The organism is Buttiauxella gaviniae ATCC 51604 (genome assembly GCF_001654835.1).
Classification (GTDB): domain Bacteria; phylum Pseudomonadota; class Gammaproteobacteria; order Enterobacterales; family Enterobacteriaceae; genus Buttiauxella; species Buttiauxella gaviniae.
Genome location: NZ_LXEP01000006.1, coordinates 64,492 through 81,571, shown reverse-complemented (window position 1 = coordinate 81,571; position 17,080 = coordinate 64,492). Strand labels below are relative to the sequence as shown.

Below are 17,080 nucleotides of genomic sequence, written 5' to 3'. Positions count from 1 at the left end.
TTGATGAATTCGCCCCGTCGCCTGAGTACGCTGCTGCTCGGTTTTATGCTGGCGGGATGTGGAACGCTGTCGAATGTTGCTCCTGAGGCTGAAGTGCCGCAAAAAGCCCAGCGAGCGTGCGGGGAGCCCGCAACTCGTGATATCAACCAGTGGTTGCCTGCCATGGTTGAGGAGCAATCACCCGGCATGGTGGTGGGGGTGATTGACGCCCGCAATCAGCGCCATTATTGGCATTTTGGTGTCACCGATGCCGAGCACAATAAGCCGGTCAATGAACATACCTTGTTTGCCGTGGGGTCGTTGAGTAAAGGCATGACTGCTGAGGCGACCGGGGTTTTAGTGGCGCAGGGGCGCTTGCACTGGTCAGATACGCTCGAAAATTTGCTGCCGCCATCGCTGTCATTAAGCCGTGATGCGAAAAAAATCACGCTGCTGCAACTGGTGACGCATACCTCTGGTTTGCCACGGCAAAACATGGATTTGCCAATGTTGACAGCCTTTATTCGTTATCTTGGCAACGGTGAGAATTTCTATTCTCATCTTGATAGTGACGATGTTGTCGCAGACCTGGCTGACTTCAGCAAACCGGGCAATGCCGAACCGCGTTACTCAAACCTGGGTTATGCGGTGCTCGATTACGTTCTGCGCTACCAGACCGGCCTGCGGGCTGATCAACTGGTGCAATCGCTGATCTTTGATCCTCTCGGGATGCATAACAGCAGTTTTACCCCGCAAAAACTGAAAAGCTATCCGCTACGAGCTATTGGCCATGCGGGAAGCCAGCCGAAATTTATCCCTCGCGGGCAAGTGGTGCCTGACTGGCAATTCACCGGCAATATGCTTGGCGCGGGTGGTTTGTATACCGACACTGCCGATTTACTGACTTTTGCCGCAGCACACCTTGCCAGCACTGGCGATGCAACGGTGGATAAAGCGATTCACGATACGATGCAGGTCTATTATCCACGGGATAAAGAAGCCGCCAATATTGCATGGGTGACGGATACCTATGGCGAGCAATCCATCACTTATCAGGTGGGATATATTGGCGGTTACTCAAGCTATATAGGTATTGATCGCGTGAATCATTTTGCCGTTGTGGTGCTGCAAAACAGCTTCACCTGGCAAAATAACCTTGGGCACAGTGTGTTACGACAAATGCTTGAGGAGCAGCGTCAGGCTGCGACTTGTAGCGTCAATGCCGCTGCGTAATCCCTTGTTTAACTGCAATTGTTAGCCATTGTAAAGGTTGTTGCCAGGGATCAAAAAACACGGCAAAAAAGACAGGTCAGCTTAAAATTTATCCATACTATAAGTGTGTGTTATCAATTCAAACCACATGGAGGGTAAATGCATGAATGGGGAGCCACTCAAACGAGATCTCTTGAAAAAGATGATTATCGCCAAAATAGACATCGCTGCTTATCTCTCTTTGAGAAAAGCTAAAGGCTATATGTCTGTGATGGAAACTGAGCATCTGCGCGATAACCTGTTTGATTTGTCTACTGAGTATCGTGAGAAGGCTTTACGCCTCAAATTCCACCTTGCAGCGCAAGAAATGGAAAGTATTAACCAGGGAATGAGTGCGGTGTGTTCTGCCGGAGTTTGCCTGATGACCGGGCGTCACGATTGCCCACAATATATCGCCATCGATGCCGAAAGACTGGAAAGCAGCCTGTCCGAACTTTCCAACAGCCTGAAAGATATTATGGGTCACCAACTGGCCGTAGAGTCGTGATATATGGGGGAGGAGACTCCCCCAATTTAAGTTTTTGTAAAATTGCCATCCTACCAATCCTGGAAGACTAACCTTATCGGGTATACCGATAAGGAGAAGGTTATGCCACGGTCGCCATTACGCTCATTCATCGCCGCAACATTATTATTTTCAGCAAGCTTCAGCTGGGCTGCAGATATCAAAGTTGAGGTGTTACAAAGCAAGCTCGACCACCCATGGTCTTTAGCTTTTTTGCCTGAAAACAAAGGGATGCTTATCACGCTGCGTGATGGGCAATTGCGCCGTTGGCAGCCGGGTGAAGGGATGAGTGACCCGATTGTTGGTGTGCCGAAAGTCTGGGCGCATGGACAGGGCGGGTTACTGGATGTGGTTCTGGCCCCGGACTTTGAAAAAAGTCGCCGCATCTGGCTGAGTTTTGCCGAAGGCAACAGTGAAGACAAGGCGGGTACTGCCGTGGGTTATGGCACGTTGAGTAGCAATATGCAGCGGTTGGAGAATTTCAAAGTGGTCTTCCGCCAGGCGCCAAAACTCTCAACCGGCAACCATTTTGGCGGGCGCATGGCATTTGATGGCAAAGGCTATCTGTTTATCGCGCTCGGTGAAAATAACCAGCGCTCTACCGCACAGGATCTGGATAAGCTGCAAGGCAAAGTGGTGCGCCTGACACAAGACGGAGAGGTGCCGCAGGACAATCCATTTGCAGGTAAGCAGGGCGCTCGTAGCGAAATTTGGTCTTACGGGCACCGTAACCCACAAGGGCTGGCGTTTAACCCCGCCAATGGCGAGCTGTGGCTTAATGAGCATGGTCCACGTGGGGGCGACGAAATCAACGTATCTCAGCCCGGTAAAAACTACGGTTGGCCACTGGCAACCTGGGGCATTAATTACAGTGGTTTGCCGATTCCTGAAGCGAAAGGTGAAATCGTAGCAGGCACTGAACAGCCTGTTTATTACTGGAAAGTTTCCCCGGCGGTGAGCGGCATGGCGTTTTACAACGGCGACAAATTCCCGCAGTGGAAAGGGAAGCTATTTGTTGGGGCGCTAAAAGAGAAAAACTTGATTGAGCTGACGCTTGCGGGCGATAAGGTCACGGATCAGAAGCGGTTGCTGGACGACCACGGGGCGCGTATTCGTGATGTGCGCGTCGGCCCGGACGGCTATCTTTATGTCCTGACCGACGAATCTGACGGGCAATTACTAAAAATTAGCCCATCAGCCTAAGGTATTAACTTAGCGGAATCATCACGACTTTCTTGAATGCCGGGCGCTGGGTCAATTGCTGATACCAACGTTGCAGATTGGGAAAGTCATTCCATTGGATGTCGAGATTAAGAAGGTTGTAAATGCTCGGGCCAAGCGCAATATCGCCGGTACCGAACTCATCACCACCTAACCACGGCTGCTTCGCCAGTTCGGCATCAACCATGGCAAACAGCGTGTTGCACTGCGCGATGCTATTGACTACCAATTTTTCATCGCGTAATTCAGGCGCTGTTCGTACCAGGCTGAAAAACACGCCGCGATGTGGGCCTGCGAGGGCGGTTCCTGCCCAGTCCATCCACTTTTCACCGTGTGCTCGGGCTGCGGGTTCAGCAACCCACAATGACTCTTTACCATATTGCGCAGCCAAATAACGCACGATGGTATTGGATTCCCACAACGTCAGATTGGTTGCATCATCATGAATGCAGGGCACCAACGCATTAGGATTCATCGCCAGATATTCAGCATCATGCGTTTTACCAAATTTCCCGCCAGCAGGAATTGAGTGATACTCCACGCCTAACTCTTCCAGGCACCACAGCACTTTCTTCACATTAGTCGAATTGTCTCGGCCCCAAACAGTGATCATTTTGTTTCCTCATTCGTTGGTTTCCTCCTCAGTATGCCGTGCGCTGGTGAAGAAAACAGCACGTGAGTTAAACGTCAGGTAAAAAACTCATCAACGTGGCGGCAAGTCGCGCAGTTATCGAATAAACTTAAAAAACTTTACCAACGTTATGTTTCATTAAGATGTTTCCCGCGATAGCTTACTGGCAACTTGAAACATTAAGTCACGGCGCGCGTCGTCACTTTTATAGAATGGATACTGGGTGGTGTTATGAAAACTTTGCAAATCCCTGCTTCGCTTCGAGCATTACTGGCGGGTACGACCCTGCTGTTGGTGGCCGCGCCTGCGGTTAGTGCGGAACAACAGACTGCTGATGCACCGCAAGTTGATGCTAAGGCCTGGATCTTAATGGATTATGCCAGCGGTAAAGTGTTGGCCGAAGGGAATGCGGATTCACAACTTGATCCGGCGAGTCTGACCAAATTGATGACCAGTTATGTGGTTGGGCAGGCTATCAAGGCTGATAAGATCAAGCTTACCGATATGGTCACAATTGGCAAAGATGCCTGGGCCACCGGCAACCCGGCGCTGCGCGGTTCGTCGCTGATGTTCTTAAAACCGGGCGATAAAGTCTCGGTTGAAGACCTGAACAAAGGCGTGATTATTCAGTCAGGTAACGACGCCAGCATTGCGATTGCCGATTATGTGGCAGGTAGTCAGGATTCTTTCGTCAGTTTGATGAACAACTATGCGCAAAAACTGAATCTGACTAACACTACCTTTAAGACCGTTCACGGCCTCGATGCACCTGGGCAATTCAGTACCGCACGTGATATGGCGCTGCTGGGCAGGGCTTTGATTCATGACGTGCCAGAAGAGTACGCCATCCATAAAGAGAAAGAGTTCACCTTCAACAACATCAAGCAGCCGAACCGTAACCGCTTGCTGTGGAGCTCCAATCTTAACGTTGACGGGATGAAAACCGGCACCACCGAAGGCGCAGGCTATAACCTGGTCGCATCGGCAACGTCTGGCGATATGCGTTTGATTTCCGTGGTGTTAGGCACCAAAACCGATCGAGTTCGTTTCAATGAAAGTGAAAAGTTGCTGACGTGGGGTTTCCGCTTCTTTGAAACCGTTACACCGATTAAACCGGATGCCACTTTTGTGACTCAACGCGTGTGGTTTGGGGATAAAAGCGAAGTGAATTTGGGGGCCGGGGAAGGTGGCTCTGTCACTATTCCACGTGGCCAGTTGAAGAACCTGAAAGCGAGTTTCTCGCTGACCGAACCGCAGCTTACCGCGCCGCTCAAGAAAGGCCAGGTGGTTGGCACCATCGATTTCCAGCTTAATGGTAAATCAATTGAGCAGCGCCCTCTGATGGTGATGGAAGCAGTCGAAGAGGGTGGTTTCTTTAGTCGGATGTGGGATTTTGTGTTGATGAAGTTTCATTCTTGGTTTGGTTCTTGGTTCTAATACCCTTCATATTTTGAGTTGCAGGGGTGTTGGCTACGGCCATTCACCCCAGTCACTTACTTATGTAAGCTCCTGGGGATTCACGTCCTTGCCGCCTACCTGCAATCTCAAACTATTTTGGGTATAGCTTATTTATTACCACTCGAGATGAATATTCTCCGACGCGGCAAATTCAACAAACGCCGCGTCAGGCTCTTCGTTACTGATAATCAAATCAAAAGCAGCAAGTGGTCCCATACAGGCTGAGCGCACTTTGCCAAATTTACTGCTGTCCACGACCAGCACACGCTGTTGCGCCATCGCTAATGCCCAATTTTTTACTGGCAGCTCATCGAGATTAAAACAGGTTGCCCCGTGACGGGTGTGAATGCCTGCCGCCGAGAAGAAGGCGATATCCGGGCAAAAATTGTTCAGGCACTCCTGGAAGTTAATAGGCTTGAAAATCGCATTGCTGGAATGAAACTCACCCCCGCTCAAAATCACCCGGCAGCCTGGCTTATCTTGTAGCGCCAGGAAGGTGTTTAACGAGTAACACACCCCGGTAAATTGCAGCTCATCGTCCAGCGCTTCAATGATGTATGGCGTGGTGGTACCGCAGTCAAAAAATACAGTTTGATCTGGGCGAACCATTGCTGCTGCAAGGCGCGCAGCATGGCGCTTTTCGTCAATACGGCGGGTTTTCTGATCGCTTAACAAATAATGGTTGGCGGTGACACTACGTGGCTCGAGCACCACATAGCCGCCCAATAACACCACGGGACCGGATTCACTGTTGAGGTCGCGGCGAATGGTCATTTCAGAGACACCGAGTAGCGCCGAAGCCTCTTTAAGATGAATTTTGTCGCTGCGTTTAAGCGCCTGAATGAGGCGGTTGATGCGTTCGTCGCGCCGGGTTTCCATGATGCCCTCTGAATATGAAAAACCCGGCATCGCCGGGTTTCGATTAACGCATCTTACCTTTGCAAAAACAGTTAGTCACGCACCCAGCCTTTGCGGATAGGCAGGGCAAAACAGAATCGATAAGCCTGATGCAGGCGTGCGTGAAGTTGCATCCCGAACCAGTTCCATGCCATTTGAGCCAGTAAACAAGAACACAGGCCCACCAGCAAACCACCGAGCATATCCAACGGCCAGTGCACGCCGAGATAAACACGCGACCAGGCAATCGCACAACCAATCACAAATAACACCACGCCCGACCACACACGGTGCCAGAACAAAAACGCCAGCGCGAAGGTGAAAATTACCGTGCCATGGTCGCTTGGGTATGAGTCATCCGGCGCATGGTGCAGGAAGTTATAGCCAAATCCTGTCACGAACGGGCGGTCATGCGGGAAGCTATGGCCAATAATCCACGACAGCGAAACGCTGATGAGAATCGCCAGTGCAGTTTTAATCACCACTGCACGTTGGGCGCTCATATGGCGGCGTTGCCCCCATAGCCAGAGAATGGCAATCAACAACGGCACAATATTAATTAAATCTTTCGCGATAAAAATGGCGAGCTTAATCAGCCACTCAGGTGAGTCAGGTGTGGCATTAATCAGCAAAAAAAGTGTCTGATTGAGTTGTTCGATCATATCTATTTTGGTTCCTTTATCAGCCGGTTGAAGATGATGCCGTACACCATGCATCGTGACCATAGGACGACAGCCTACTTTGAGCTTCTTAAGAAAACCTTAAACAACTGAACGATTGCTCTGCTTAAATAACAATTCACTATCTACCGCGATGCCAATTTATTACAATTCGCGCGTTTTCTTCTCTCTTGAGTTTCTCATGCAAAATAATAAGCGACTGGGTCGCCAGGCACTGCTATTCCCGCTGTGTCTGGTGCTCTATGAATTTTCTACGTATATCGGCAACGACATGATCCAGCCAGGCATGCTGGCGGTTGTCGAACAATACAACGCGGGAATCGAATGGGTACCGACCTCCATGACCGCGTATCTGGCTGGAGGCATGTTTTTACAGTGGCTGCTTGGGCCGCTGTCGGACCGAATTGGTCGCCGTCCGGTGATGTTGACTGGCGTGGTGTGGTTTATCGTCACTTGCCTCGCAACACTTCTGGCACAAAACATTGAGCAGTTCACCATCCTGCGTTTCTTGCAGGGCGTTAGCCTGTGCTTTATTGGCGCGGTGGGTTACGCGGCAATTCAGGAATCTTTCGAAGAGGCGGTGTGTATCAAAATCACCGCGTTGATGGCGAACGTTGCGTTGATTGCGCCGCTGCTCGGCCCGTTGGTTGGGGCTGCATGGATTCACTACGCGCCATGGGAAACGATGTTTGTGTTGTTCGCGGCACTGGCGGCATTCTCATTCTTCGGTCTGCATCGCGCAATGCCGGAAACCGCGACGCGTTTGGGCGAAAAGCTCTCACTGCGAGATTTGGGCCACGACTACAAGCTGGTGCTCAAGAATGGGCGCTTTGTGGCGGGAGCGCTGGCCATCGGTTTTGTTAGCCTGCCGCTTCTGGCGTGGATTGCGCAATCGCCGATCATCATTATTAGCGGTGAAAAGCTTTCGACCTATGAGTACGGCTTGTTGCAGGTGCCAATTTTTGGCGCATTGATTATCGGCAACCTGGTGCTGGCGCGGTTAACTTCTCGTCGTAGCGTGCGTTCGCTGATTATCATGGGCGGCTGGTGGATTGTACCAGGGCTGGTCGTCGCCGCAGTGGCGACCGTGGCGTCAACACATGCTTATTTGTGGATGACGGCTGGATTGAGTATCTACGCATTTGGTATTGGCCTTGCCAACGCAGGACTGGTGCGTCTGACATTGTTTGCCAGTGATATGAGCAAAGGCACCGTTTCGGCGGCGATGGGGATGTTACAGATGTTTATCTTCACCGTGGGTATCGAAGTAAGCAAACATGCCTATCTGTTCGGCGGTAACGGTTTGTTCAGCCTGTTGAATTTGCTGGGCGGCGTGATTTGGTTAGGTTTGATGTTTGTGTTCTTAAAAGATAAGACGGTCGGCAACAGAACGGATGTGTAATTTTCCGGGCTTGAGGTTAAGGGCCATTGAGGATTCGTCACGTTCAGGGGAATGGTTCTGTACTGTTCCCCTGAACGTCAGCACTAATTAATCCGTGTGCCGCTGTGCTCATCAAACAGATGCGTTAGCTGAACGTTTGGCAGTAAGCGCATTTCACTCCCCGGTTTTGTTTGTATCCTGTCTCTGAAGACGGCAATCGCCTTTTGATTGCCGATATTAAGGGCAATCTGTGTTTCCGCACCTGTGGGTTCTACGACATTCACTTCTGCCACCACGCCTCCTTGTGAAACCTGAGAGAAATGCTCTGGCCGCACGCCATACAAGACTCGTTGCCCCTGTACGCCAGCAGGCACGTTGGCTAACGGCAGACGCAAACCATCATCGGTGACCACCGATTCACGGTCGACTATGCCGCTTAGTAAATTCATGGAAGGGGAGCCAATAAACCCGGCGACAAATGCATTGCGTGGGCGATCGTACAGCTCAAGTGGCGTCCCGACTTGCTCGATGACCCCGTCTTTGAGTACCACAATCCTGTCGGCCATCGTCATCGCTTCGACTTGATCATGAGTCACATAAACCATGGTGGCGTTCAGGCGCTGGTGCAGCGCTTTAATTTCCGTTCGCATCTCGACCCGCAGCTTGGCGTCAAGGTTTGACAACGGTTCGTCAAAAAGGAACACGCGTGGGTTGCGCAAAATAGCTCGCCCCATGGCCACACGCTGACGCTGACCGCCAGAAAGCTGGCCAGGTTTTCGCTTGAGCAACGAGGATAAACCCAGAGTTTGTGCCAACTGAGCGACGCGTTCATCAATCAGCAGTTTTGCTACGCCCTGCATCTTGAGCGAAAACCCCATGTTCTCTGCCACGGTCATATGCGGATATAACGCATAGTTCTGGAACACCATCGCGATATTTCGCTCTTGCGGAGAAATATCGTTAACGATTTCACCATCGAGCGCTATCTCACCGTCGGTAATGCTTTCAAGCCCAGCAATCATGCGCAGCAGAGTGGATTTCCCGCATCCAGAAGGGCCAACCAGTGCGACAAACTCGCCTTCGCGAATAGTTAATTCCAGCCCGTTGATTATCACGTTATCTTCATAACGTTTATGAATATTGCTTAACGTAATCGTTGCCATGATTTAATCCTTGAGACCGCCAGCAGTCAGGCCGTGAACAAGATAGCGGCGCACCAGCAGCGTAAATGCCACAACTGGCAGCATCACCAGCGTGCCACTGGCCGCTATTTTGCTCCACTCCCATCCTTCGTACTGGAGAAAATTGACGATAGCCACCGGTGCCGTGACGGCCTGCGTGCGAGTCAGGATCAAGGCATAGAAGAAATCGTTCCACGAAAAAATAAAACACAGAATGGCGGTCGCCGCTAAGCCTGGAGCCACAAGTGGTAGCGTTATGGTCCAGAATGTTCGCCATATAGAACAGCCATCAAGCCAGGCCGCCTCTTCTAAAGCTGGAGGGACGGCTGCAAAAAAGGTCTGCATCAGCCAGATAACAATCGCCAGGTTGAAGGTGAGATAGACAATCGCCAGCCCGATGACCGTGTCCTGCAAACCTAACCAGCGCCAGGCGAGATAAAAGGGGATGGTGAACGCGATGGGCGGTGCCATACGGGTCACCAGAATCCAGAGTGCAACGTATCTGCGCCCGGGGAATTGCCAGCGTGTTAATACCCATGCTGCGGGAACGCCGATGACTAGCGAAAGTCCTGTTGATAGCGTACTTACCAGCAGACTGTTACCAAAAGAATGGAGAAAATTCCCCTGCCAGAGTGCGCGAAAGGCATCAAGCGTCGGGGTAAACCACAGCGTGAGATCAAACACCTCAATAGCCGGTCGAAAGGCCATCACCACCATCCACAGGAAGGGGGAAAGCACCGCCAACAGTAATAGCCAGGTCGCGACTTCCCGACTGCCGCGCAGACGAAATGACTTTCTGCGCCGGGTGCTGCCAGAAACTTGTTCAAGCGCTAGTTTTTCGCTCATCGCTCCACCCCGCTTTGCCAATGATATAGCTCAGGACAAATACCCCGACAAGAATCACCACGGCGATCGCGCTGCCATAGCCCCAGTACGAGAAATTAAATGCCTGAATGAAGCCGTAATAGTTGGTGACTTCAGTGACTGTGCCTGGCCCGCCATCGGTCAAAATGTAAATCAGCGGGAAGGCTTTAAAGCTGTCGATAAGCCGGAAGAGGGCGCAGACCACCAACACCGGTTTGATGTATGGCAGCACGATATAGCGGAAGATATTATGTGCACGCGCGCCGTCCAGACTTGCGGCTTCTAGCGGGTCGCGGGGGATCATCTGCAAAGCCGCGAGCACCATTAACATGGTAAACGGGAACCACTGCCAGATATCCGCCACCGCAATCGCCCATAATGCCGTTGCAGGATTGGCAATCAGCGAATTGAGGGTGATTCCCCATAGCTCTAAGACTTGATGTAGCGGGCTAATATCCGGCGTGTAAATGATTTTCCAGATAAGCGCCACGATAATAGGTGGGAGCACCATGGGAATCAAAAATAATGTCCTGGCGGTATGCAACCACGTTGATGCACCATTTAATAGCAACGCTAAACCCAGCCCAATAATCACCTGGAATAACACGCTGACTACCGATAATTTTATTTGCGTAATAATAGAATTAAGAAAACGTGGGTCCTCGAGAAGTTGCCGGTAATTAATTAACGGGTCGCTAAAATTAAATGTTTCCTGGGGATTAGTCAGGCTTAACGGTGTCAGGCTGGTAATAACTAATGCCATCGCCGGTAATAACGTAATCACCACCAGCAAAATAATTGACGGCATTAACCCGGCCAGCCAGGCGTTACGCTGTTGGCTACGCCAGTTGGTTTTACCCTTCATCAAGGCTCCTTAGATTTTCGCACCCGAGCGTTTGAGATCGGCAATCGACGCAGTTTGAGCTTGCTGCATTGCTTGTTTCGCTGAAAGCTGACCCGAAATAATCAACGCGATAGCCTTATTAAGCTGCTGGTCAACCTGAGGATAAACATCCACTGTGCGGTATTTCATGTAGCCACCCTGGGCTGCACGTTCAATGGCGCTGAGCGAAAGCTGAGCCAAATCGACACCGTTGATAATTTGCTTGCTGCGATAGGCCTGGGAATCAATATCGCTCCGGCGTGTTGGCGAACCATACCCCGCCTGAACCGCACGTTGCGTGGTTTGCTTAGAAAGCGCCCACTGAATAAATGCCCACGCGGCTTCTTTATTTTTCGAACCGGCAGGGATGCCCAGAGCGTGTACCGCCATTCCCGGGAAGCGCCCCGCAGGCCCTTGTACCAATTGGCCGAAATTCACGGTTTTTAATGTCCGTGAAGACGCCGGGTCGCCAAGCTGTGCAAGGTAGGCCTGGCTTGAGTCGGAGAAATTAACGCGTCCTAATTTTAATGCCTGAGTCGATTGATCAGCGGTGTAAGTCAGGCCACCGTTCGGGCCAAACTCGCGGATAAGTCGTGCAAAATAGTCCGCTGCGGCGATAGCCTCTGGGGTATCAAGTGTCGGGAATAGGTCGTCAGGCGGATTGCGGAATACGTTGCCGCCAAACGCTTGCAGATAAGGAATGAACGTCCAGCCGTAATGGCTATCGGTCACATAAGCCGACACACGTTCCTTTTTATTGACGGCCTGGAAAACCTTAACCAGATCGTCGGTGGTATCAGGGTATTTGAGCCCGGCTTGTGTCACCAAATCAAAGCGCGAGGCGCCTGATAGCATCCCTTCGAGTACCCACGGAATGCCGTAAAGTTTGCCATCCCGCCCGGTTTCCGGCCCCAGGCCGCCGGCCAGGAAGTCGTGCACATCCCACTCGGCACTGGTCAGGTTTGGGTTGGCGATAAATTCATCCAGCGGCGTTAACCAGCCGGAGTTTATCCAGCGGCTGGTGTAGATAAAGGTCACGTTGACCACGTCGTAGGCGGAACCTTTGGTGGACAACTCGAGATCTGCTCGCTGGTTATAAACCGGAAATGCAGGCGTATCGAAGTTCACTTTCGCCCCGGTCAACGCTTCAAATTCCGGTAGCCACTGGCGCAGTAAAGTGGGGTAGGCGGTGCTAAACGTCGAGACATTCAGCGTCACGCCATCATACTTTTTGGCACCATTAGCGCCGCGTGCAAAAGACGGTACCATCGCATAAACCCCGAAGGCCGCCATCGCTTTCAATAAATCCCGACGTTGCATCATTCTCTTCCTTTTTATTTCGCGGCTTAGGCCACTTCGCTGACGGGAGATTGCGCGTCCGGGCGGCTCAAGGTGCGGCTACGGCTGCCATCAACGGCAACAGCGGCATCGCCCTCAATGGTGACGCGGCGTACGAGGCGCGGTTGCGTACCGTAATCATTGACCGCGTAATGCTGGGTGGCCCGGTTATCCCAAATCACTACGTCATCTTGCTGCCACTGCCAGCGCACGGTGTTTTCCAGTTGGATGACACGGTTTTGCAGCAGCTCAAACAGGCGTGCTGATTCACGGCTGCTAAAGCCAGATAAACGTTTGAAGAAATGCCCGAGCAGCAGTGCTTTTTCGCCACTGACAGGGTGCACATGGACAACCGGATGCTCTGCCTCATAAACCGCAGAAACAAAGACTTTACGGTGATGATCCAGGCGCTGCTGTTCGGCCACAATACGGTCTGCGCCATAGTCATAATCATTGCTGTGCACCGCTCTCAGGCTTTCAGCAAAGCGCTTTAACTCTTCAGGCAGGTTTTCATAAGCCGTCGCGGTATTTGCCCATACGGTATCGCCGCCGTATTCAGGAATTTTCACGCCACGTAAAATAGAAATTTTTGGGAAGGCCTCAACGAAGGTGACATCGGTATGCCAGGAATCCGCTCTACCTCCGCCTTTTGAGGCATCCAGTTCGAAGAGTTTGGTGCCGGTAGGCGCCGGAACGGTAGGGTGTGCAACCACTTTGCCAAATCGTGCACCAAATGCCTGGTGAGATTCGTCATTTAATTGTGTCTGCTTACGGAAAAAGAGAACTTTATATTTCACCAGAGCAGCTTCTATTTGTGAAAATATATTTTCATTGATGTCAGGTGTTATTTTGAAGTCAACAATCTCAGCGCCAATATTTCCGGCAACGCGGCGAATAGTCAGATTTTTAAATTCAACGTCAGGATGTGAAGAATGAAATGTCATAGTGGCGGACCATTAATGATGAAGTGAGTCCGCAGTATAAAAATTACAAATCAATAACTAAAAGAACCATTCTGCATAACTTAAAAATTTGGTGGTGGGAAAGCTTAGTTGATTTTTAGATATATACCCTTGGTGGGAAATAAAAATGGCCCCCGGTGATGGGAGCCATTAAAGATTTTACTGATATGCGATTACTTAACTGCCATACCCGCTTGCGCACCGCTATCCGGGCTTAACAGGAAGATATCTTTCCCGCCAGGACCTGCCGCCATCACCATCCCTTCCGAGATGCCGAAGCGCATTTTACGCGGTGCCAGGTTTGCCACCATAATGGTCAAACGGCCTTCCAGTGCGGCTGGATCTGGATAAGCAGAACGAATGCCGGAGAACACATCACGTTTCTCGCCGCCAAGGTCCAGCGTCAGTCGCAGCAGCTTGTCAGAACCTTCAACAAATTCTGCTTTTTCAATCAGCGCAACACGCAGGTCCACTTTAGCGAAATCATCAAACGCGATGGTTTCTGCAATCGGGTCATCAGCCAGTGGGCCAGTCACCGGAGCGGCAGCCGCTTTCACTTCTTCTTTTGACGCTTCGACCAGTGATTCAACCTGCTTCATCTCAATGCGGTTATACAGCGCTTTGAAAGTATTCACTTTGTGGTTCAGCAACGGTGTATTGATGCTATCCCAGCTCAGTTCGCAGTTCAGGAATGCTTCAGCACGTTCAGCAAGCGTTGGAATAACTGGTTTCAGCCAGGTCATCAGTACGCGGAACAGGTTAATACCCATGGTGCAGATAGCTTGCAGGTCAGCATCGCGGCCTTCCTGTTTTGCCACAACCCACGGCGCTTGTTCGTCGACATAACGGTTTGCCACGTCTGCCAGCGCCATAATTTCACGCACGGCTTTACCGAATTCACGGCTTTCCCACGCTTCACCAATTGACTGCGCCGCATCGGTAAAGGTTTTGTACAGCGCCGGGTCAGCGATTTCAGCAGACAGTTGGCCGTCAAAGCGCTTGGCGATAAAGCCGGCGTTACGCGATGCCAGGTTAACCACTTTGTTGACGATGTCGCTGTTCACGCGCTGCACGAAATCTTCCAGGTTAAGGTCGATATCGTCGATACGTGAAGAGAGCTTCGCGGTGTAGTAGTAACGCAGGCTATCGGCATCAAAGTGGTTCAACCAGGTGCTCGCCTTAATGAACGTGCCGCGAGATTTGGACATCTTCGCGCCGTTTACCGTCACGTAGCCGTGAACAAACAGGTTGGTTGGCTTGCGGAAACCGCTACCTTCCAGCATGGCTGGCCAGAACAGGCTATGGAAATAAACGATGTCTTTACCGATGAAGTGATACAGCTCGGTAGTGGAATCTTGCTTCCAGTATTCGTCAAAGCTTGTGGTGTCGCCGCGTTTGTCGCACAGGTTCTTGAATGAACCCATGTAACCAATTGGCGCGTCCAGCCAGACGTAGAAATATTTGCCCGGTGCATCAGGAATTTCGAAGCCGAAGTAAGGCGCATCACGGGAGATATCCCACTGTTGCAGACCAGACTCGAACCACTCCTGCATTTTGTTCGCCACTTGCTCTTGCAGCGCACCAGAACGGGTCCAGGCTTGCAGCATTTCGCTAAACGATGGCAAATCAAAGAAGAAGTGCTCGGAATCACGCATGACAGGCGTTGCGCCAGAAACAACAGATTGCGGGTTAATCAGCTCGGTTGGGCTGTAAGTTGCGCCACAAACTTCGCAGTTATCGCCGTACTGGTCCGGTGCTTTACATTTCGGGCAGGTGCCTTTTACGAAACGGTCAGGCAGGAACATGCCTTTTTCCGGGTCGAAAAGCTGAGAAATAGTACGGTTTTTAATGAAACCGTTCTCTTTCAGGCGGCCATAAATCAGCGTTGCCAGCTCGCGGTTTTCGTCGCTATGCGTGGAGTGATAGTTATCATAGCTGATGTTAAAGCCAGCAAAATCAGTCTGATGCTCCTGACTCATTTCGGCAATCATCTGCTCTGGTGTGATACCTAACTGCTGTGCTTTCAGCATGATAGGTGTACCGTGTGCATCGTCCGCGCAGATGAAGTTGACCGTGTTTCCGCGCATTCGTTGGTAACGGACCCAGACGTCAGCCTGGATGTGCTCCAGCATGTGACCAAGGTGGATTGAGCCGTTAGCGTACGGAAGTGCGCACGTTACCAATAATTTTTTCGCGGTATGAGCCATAGTAGAAATTGCATCTTCATAAATAGAAAAGGGCCTTAGATGTTAACTGAGAGCCGCCTTGTGGTAAACCACACAAGCTGAACAAGGAAATTTTATCGCGCCTGGCGGGTTCTGGTATGCTTAACAAACTGCAATGTCCGACAATAAAAACATAAGGAGCCGGGATGAATTCGCAATCCCCGTCAAGTCGTTCCCCCGAGCAGCTACGCGCTATGGTCGCCGGGACACTGGCCAATTTTCAGCACCCAACCCTCAAACATAATCTGACCGCGCTTAAAGCACTGCATCATGTCGCGATGTTAGACGACACGCTGCATGTTGAGCTGTTGATGCCATTCGTTTGGCGCAGCGGTTTTGAAGCCTTGCAAGAGCAGTGCAGTTCGGATTTGTTACGCATTACTGGGGCGAAAGCGGTGGACTGGAAACTCAGCCACAACATTGCCACCTTAAAGCGTGTGAAAAATCACCCCGGCATTAATGGTGTGAAGAACATTATTGCAGTGACTTCAGGTAAAGGCGGGGTTGGCAAGTCGAGTACTGCGGTGAACCTGGCACTGGCGCTCATCGCCGAAGGGGCGAAAGTCGGGATTCTGGATGCGGATATTTATGGCCCGTCTATCCCAACGATGCTGGGTGCGGAACACGAACGCCCAACGTCTCCCGACGGCACGCATATGACGCCAATTCTTGCGCACGGACTGGCAACCAACTCCATTGGTTATCTGGTGACCGACGAAAACGCCATGGTGTGGCGTGGGCCGATGGCCAGCAAGGCACTGTTGCAGATGCTGCAAGAAACCATGTGGCCAGATTTAGATTATCTGGTGCTGGATATGCCGCCAGGCACTGGTGATATTCAACTGACGCTTGCGCAAAATATTCCAGTAACGGGTGCTGTTGTTGTGACCACGCCGCAAGATATTGCGTTGATTGACGCCCGTAAAGGCATTGTGATGTTTGAGAAAGTCGATGTGCCAGTGCTGGGTATCGTCGAAAACATGAGCATGCATATTTGCAGCAACTGCGGTCACAATGAGCCGATTTTCGGTACCGGCGGGGCGCAGAAACTGGCGGATCAATACCACACCAGATTACTGGGCCAGTTGCCGCTGCACATTACTCTGCGTGAAGATCTTGATGCCGGTAAGCCAACGGTTATCAATCGTCCTGAAAGCGAGTTCACAGCTATCTACCGTCAACTGGCGGGTAGCGTTGCAGCGCAGCTTTATTGGGACGGTGAAGTGATCCCAGCGGATATTGCGTTCAGAGCGGTGTAATTTAAAACCACCCTCATCCCGACCTTCTCCCTCAGGGAGAAGGAGCAAACTTTGTAGCCCTCTCTTGGGAGCTGTCTCTTAGTTACAACTTTGAAGAGGGGCCTGCCAATCCGGAGAAGGTTCCGTTCACCAAACGACAGTGTGTTTATGTCGCTACCGAACCGGTGAACGTCTTAGGGTGACCACCGTCGTCACCCTAGAACCCAGACTCCCGGCAAATCAATAGCCGCAAGCGGTAAACACCGTTTTTTGCCCAACATTCGCGAACGACTCTGAACGTTGGGGATAAGCTGGGGTTTACCGCGCAGCGGCAATTTAATCACCGGGCGACGGGGTCGCCAGGG

15 protein-coding genes are annotated in these 17,080 nt (G+C 51.3%); 6 read left to right on the top strand and 9 right to left on the bottom strand.

Features of this window, described 5'->3' with window-relative positions; genetic code table 11:
- Nucleotides 1–3 precede the first annotated feature (3 nt).
- The 3 genes from M977_RS04060 to M977_RS04050 all read left to right on the top strand — a co-directional run bounded on the left by M977_RS04060 (nucleotide 4) and on the right by M977_RS04050 (nucleotide 2,959).
- Complete coding sequence (locus M977_RS04060; protein WP_064512420.1) at nucleotides 4–1,212, top strand: serine hydrolase domain-containing protein; 1,209 nt, start codon at nucleotides 4–6, stop codon at nucleotides 1,210–1,212.
- Nucleotides 1,213–1,354: 142 nt separating this feature from the next.
- Entirely contained in the window at nucleotides 1,355–1,738 is a 384-nt protein-coding gene (locus tag M977_RS04055; protein ID WP_064512418.1) for a biofilm formation regulator BssR, read from the top strand.
- Nucleotides 1,739–1,840: 102 nt separating this feature from the next.
- The gene (locus tag M977_RS04050; protein WP_064512416.1) at nucleotides 1,841–2,959 is read left to right on the top strand and encodes a PQQ-dependent sugar dehydrogenase; all 1,119 of its coding nucleotides are present in this window, start codon (nucleotides 1,841–1,843) and stop codon (nucleotides 2,957–2,959) included.
- Nucleotides 2,960–2,963: 4 nt separating this feature from the next.
- Here M977_RS04050 and M977_RS04045 read toward each other — a convergent pair whose 3' ends face one another.
- Complete coding sequence (locus M977_RS04045) at nucleotides 2,964–3,590, bottom strand: glutathione S-transferase family protein (protein ID WP_064512414.1); 627 nt, start codon at nucleotides 3,588–3,590, stop codon at nucleotides 2,964–2,966.
- A gap of 249 nt (nucleotides 3,591–3,839) precedes the next feature.
- Between M977_RS04045 and dacC the strand changes: the two genes are divergently transcribed.
- Nucleotides 3,840–5,045, top strand: a complete 1,206-nt coding sequence (gene dacC / locus M977_RS04040; RefSeq protein ID WP_064512412.1) for a serine-type D-Ala-D-Ala carboxypeptidase — start codon at nucleotides 3,840–3,842, stop codon at nucleotides 5,043–5,045.
- A 135-nt stretch (nucleotides 5,046–5,180) separates the two neighbouring features.
- Here dacC and deoR read toward each other — a convergent pair whose 3' ends face one another.
- Together deoR and ybjG are read right to left on the bottom strand one after the other, a co-directional pair.
- Nucleotides 5,181–5,945: a DNA-binding transcriptional repressor DeoR gene (deoR, locus tag M977_RS04035; protein ID WP_064512410.1), complete on the bottom strand. Its 765-nt coding sequence runs from the start codon at nucleotides 5,943–5,945 to the stop codon at nucleotides 5,181–5,183.
- 71 nt (nucleotides 5,946–6,016) lie between these two features.
- Nucleotides 6,017–6,625, bottom strand: coding sequence for an undecaprenyl-diphosphate phosphatase (gene ybjG, locus M977_RS04030; RefSeq protein WP_064512408.1), 609 nt, complete (start codon nucleotides 6,623–6,625; stop codon nucleotides 6,017–6,019).
- A 199-nt stretch (nucleotides 6,626–6,824) separates the two neighbouring features.
- On the opposite strand from ybjG, the gene M977_RS04025 reads away from it, so the two are divergent.
- Nucleotides 6,825–8,045, top strand: a complete 1,221-nt coding sequence (locus tag M977_RS04025) for an MFS transporter (protein WP_064512406.1) — start codon at nucleotides 6,825–6,827, stop codon at nucleotides 8,043–8,045.
- An 83-nt stretch (nucleotides 8,046–8,128) separates the two neighbouring features.
- Here the strand turns inward: M977_RS04025 and M977_RS04020 are convergent, their stop codons facing one another.
- The 6 genes from M977_RS04020 to metG all read right to left on the bottom strand — a co-directional run bounded on the left by M977_RS04020 (nucleotide 8,129) and on the right by metG (nucleotide 15,468).
- Nucleotides 8,129–9,187, bottom strand: coding sequence for an ABC transporter ATP-binding protein (locus M977_RS04020; protein WP_064512404.1), 1,059 nt, complete (start codon nucleotides 9,185–9,187; stop codon nucleotides 8,129–8,131).
- 3 nt (nucleotides 9,188–9,190) lie between these two features.
- Nucleotides 9,191–10,051, bottom strand: coding sequence for a carbohydrate ABC transporter permease (locus M977_RS04015; protein ID WP_064512403.1), 861 nt, complete (start codon nucleotides 10,049–10,051; stop codon nucleotides 9,191–9,193).
- Nucleotides 10,029–10,934, bottom strand: coding sequence for a carbohydrate ABC transporter permease (locus tag M977_RS04010; RefSeq protein WP_064512401.1), 906 nt, complete (start codon nucleotides 10,932–10,934; stop codon nucleotides 10,029–10,031). The genes M977_RS04015 and M977_RS04010 overlap by 23 nt, the downstream gene beginning before the upstream one ends.
- 9 nt (nucleotides 10,935–10,943) lie before the next feature.
- The gene (locus tag M977_RS04005) at nucleotides 10,944–12,275 is read right to left on the bottom strand and encodes an ABC transporter substrate-binding protein (RefSeq protein WP_064512399.1); all 1,332 of its coding nucleotides are present in this window, start codon (nucleotides 12,273–12,275) and stop codon (nucleotides 10,944–10,946) included.
- A 23-nt stretch (nucleotides 12,276–12,298) separates the two neighbouring features.
- On the bottom strand, nucleotides 12,299–13,234 hold the full coding sequence (locus M977_RS04000) for a TauD/TfdA dioxygenase family protein (RefSeq protein ID WP_064512397.1): 936 nt from the start codon (nucleotides 13,232–13,234) through the stop codon (nucleotides 12,299–12,301).
- Nucleotides 13,235–13,425: 191 nt separating this feature from the next.
- Nucleotides 13,426–15,468: a methionine--tRNA ligase gene (gene metG, locus M977_RS03995; protein WP_074391980.1), complete on the bottom strand. Its 2,043-nt coding sequence runs from the start codon at nucleotides 15,466–15,468 to the stop codon at nucleotides 13,426–13,428.
- A 155-nt stretch (nucleotides 15,469–15,623) separates the two neighbouring features.
- On the opposite strand from metG, the gene apbC reads away from it, so the two are divergent.
- Entirely contained in the window at nucleotides 15,624–16,736 is a 1,113-nt protein-coding gene (gene apbC, locus M977_RS03990; RefSeq protein WP_064512392.1) for an iron-sulfur cluster carrier protein ApbC, read from the top strand.
- Nucleotides 16,737–17,080: the final 344 nt, after the last annotated feature.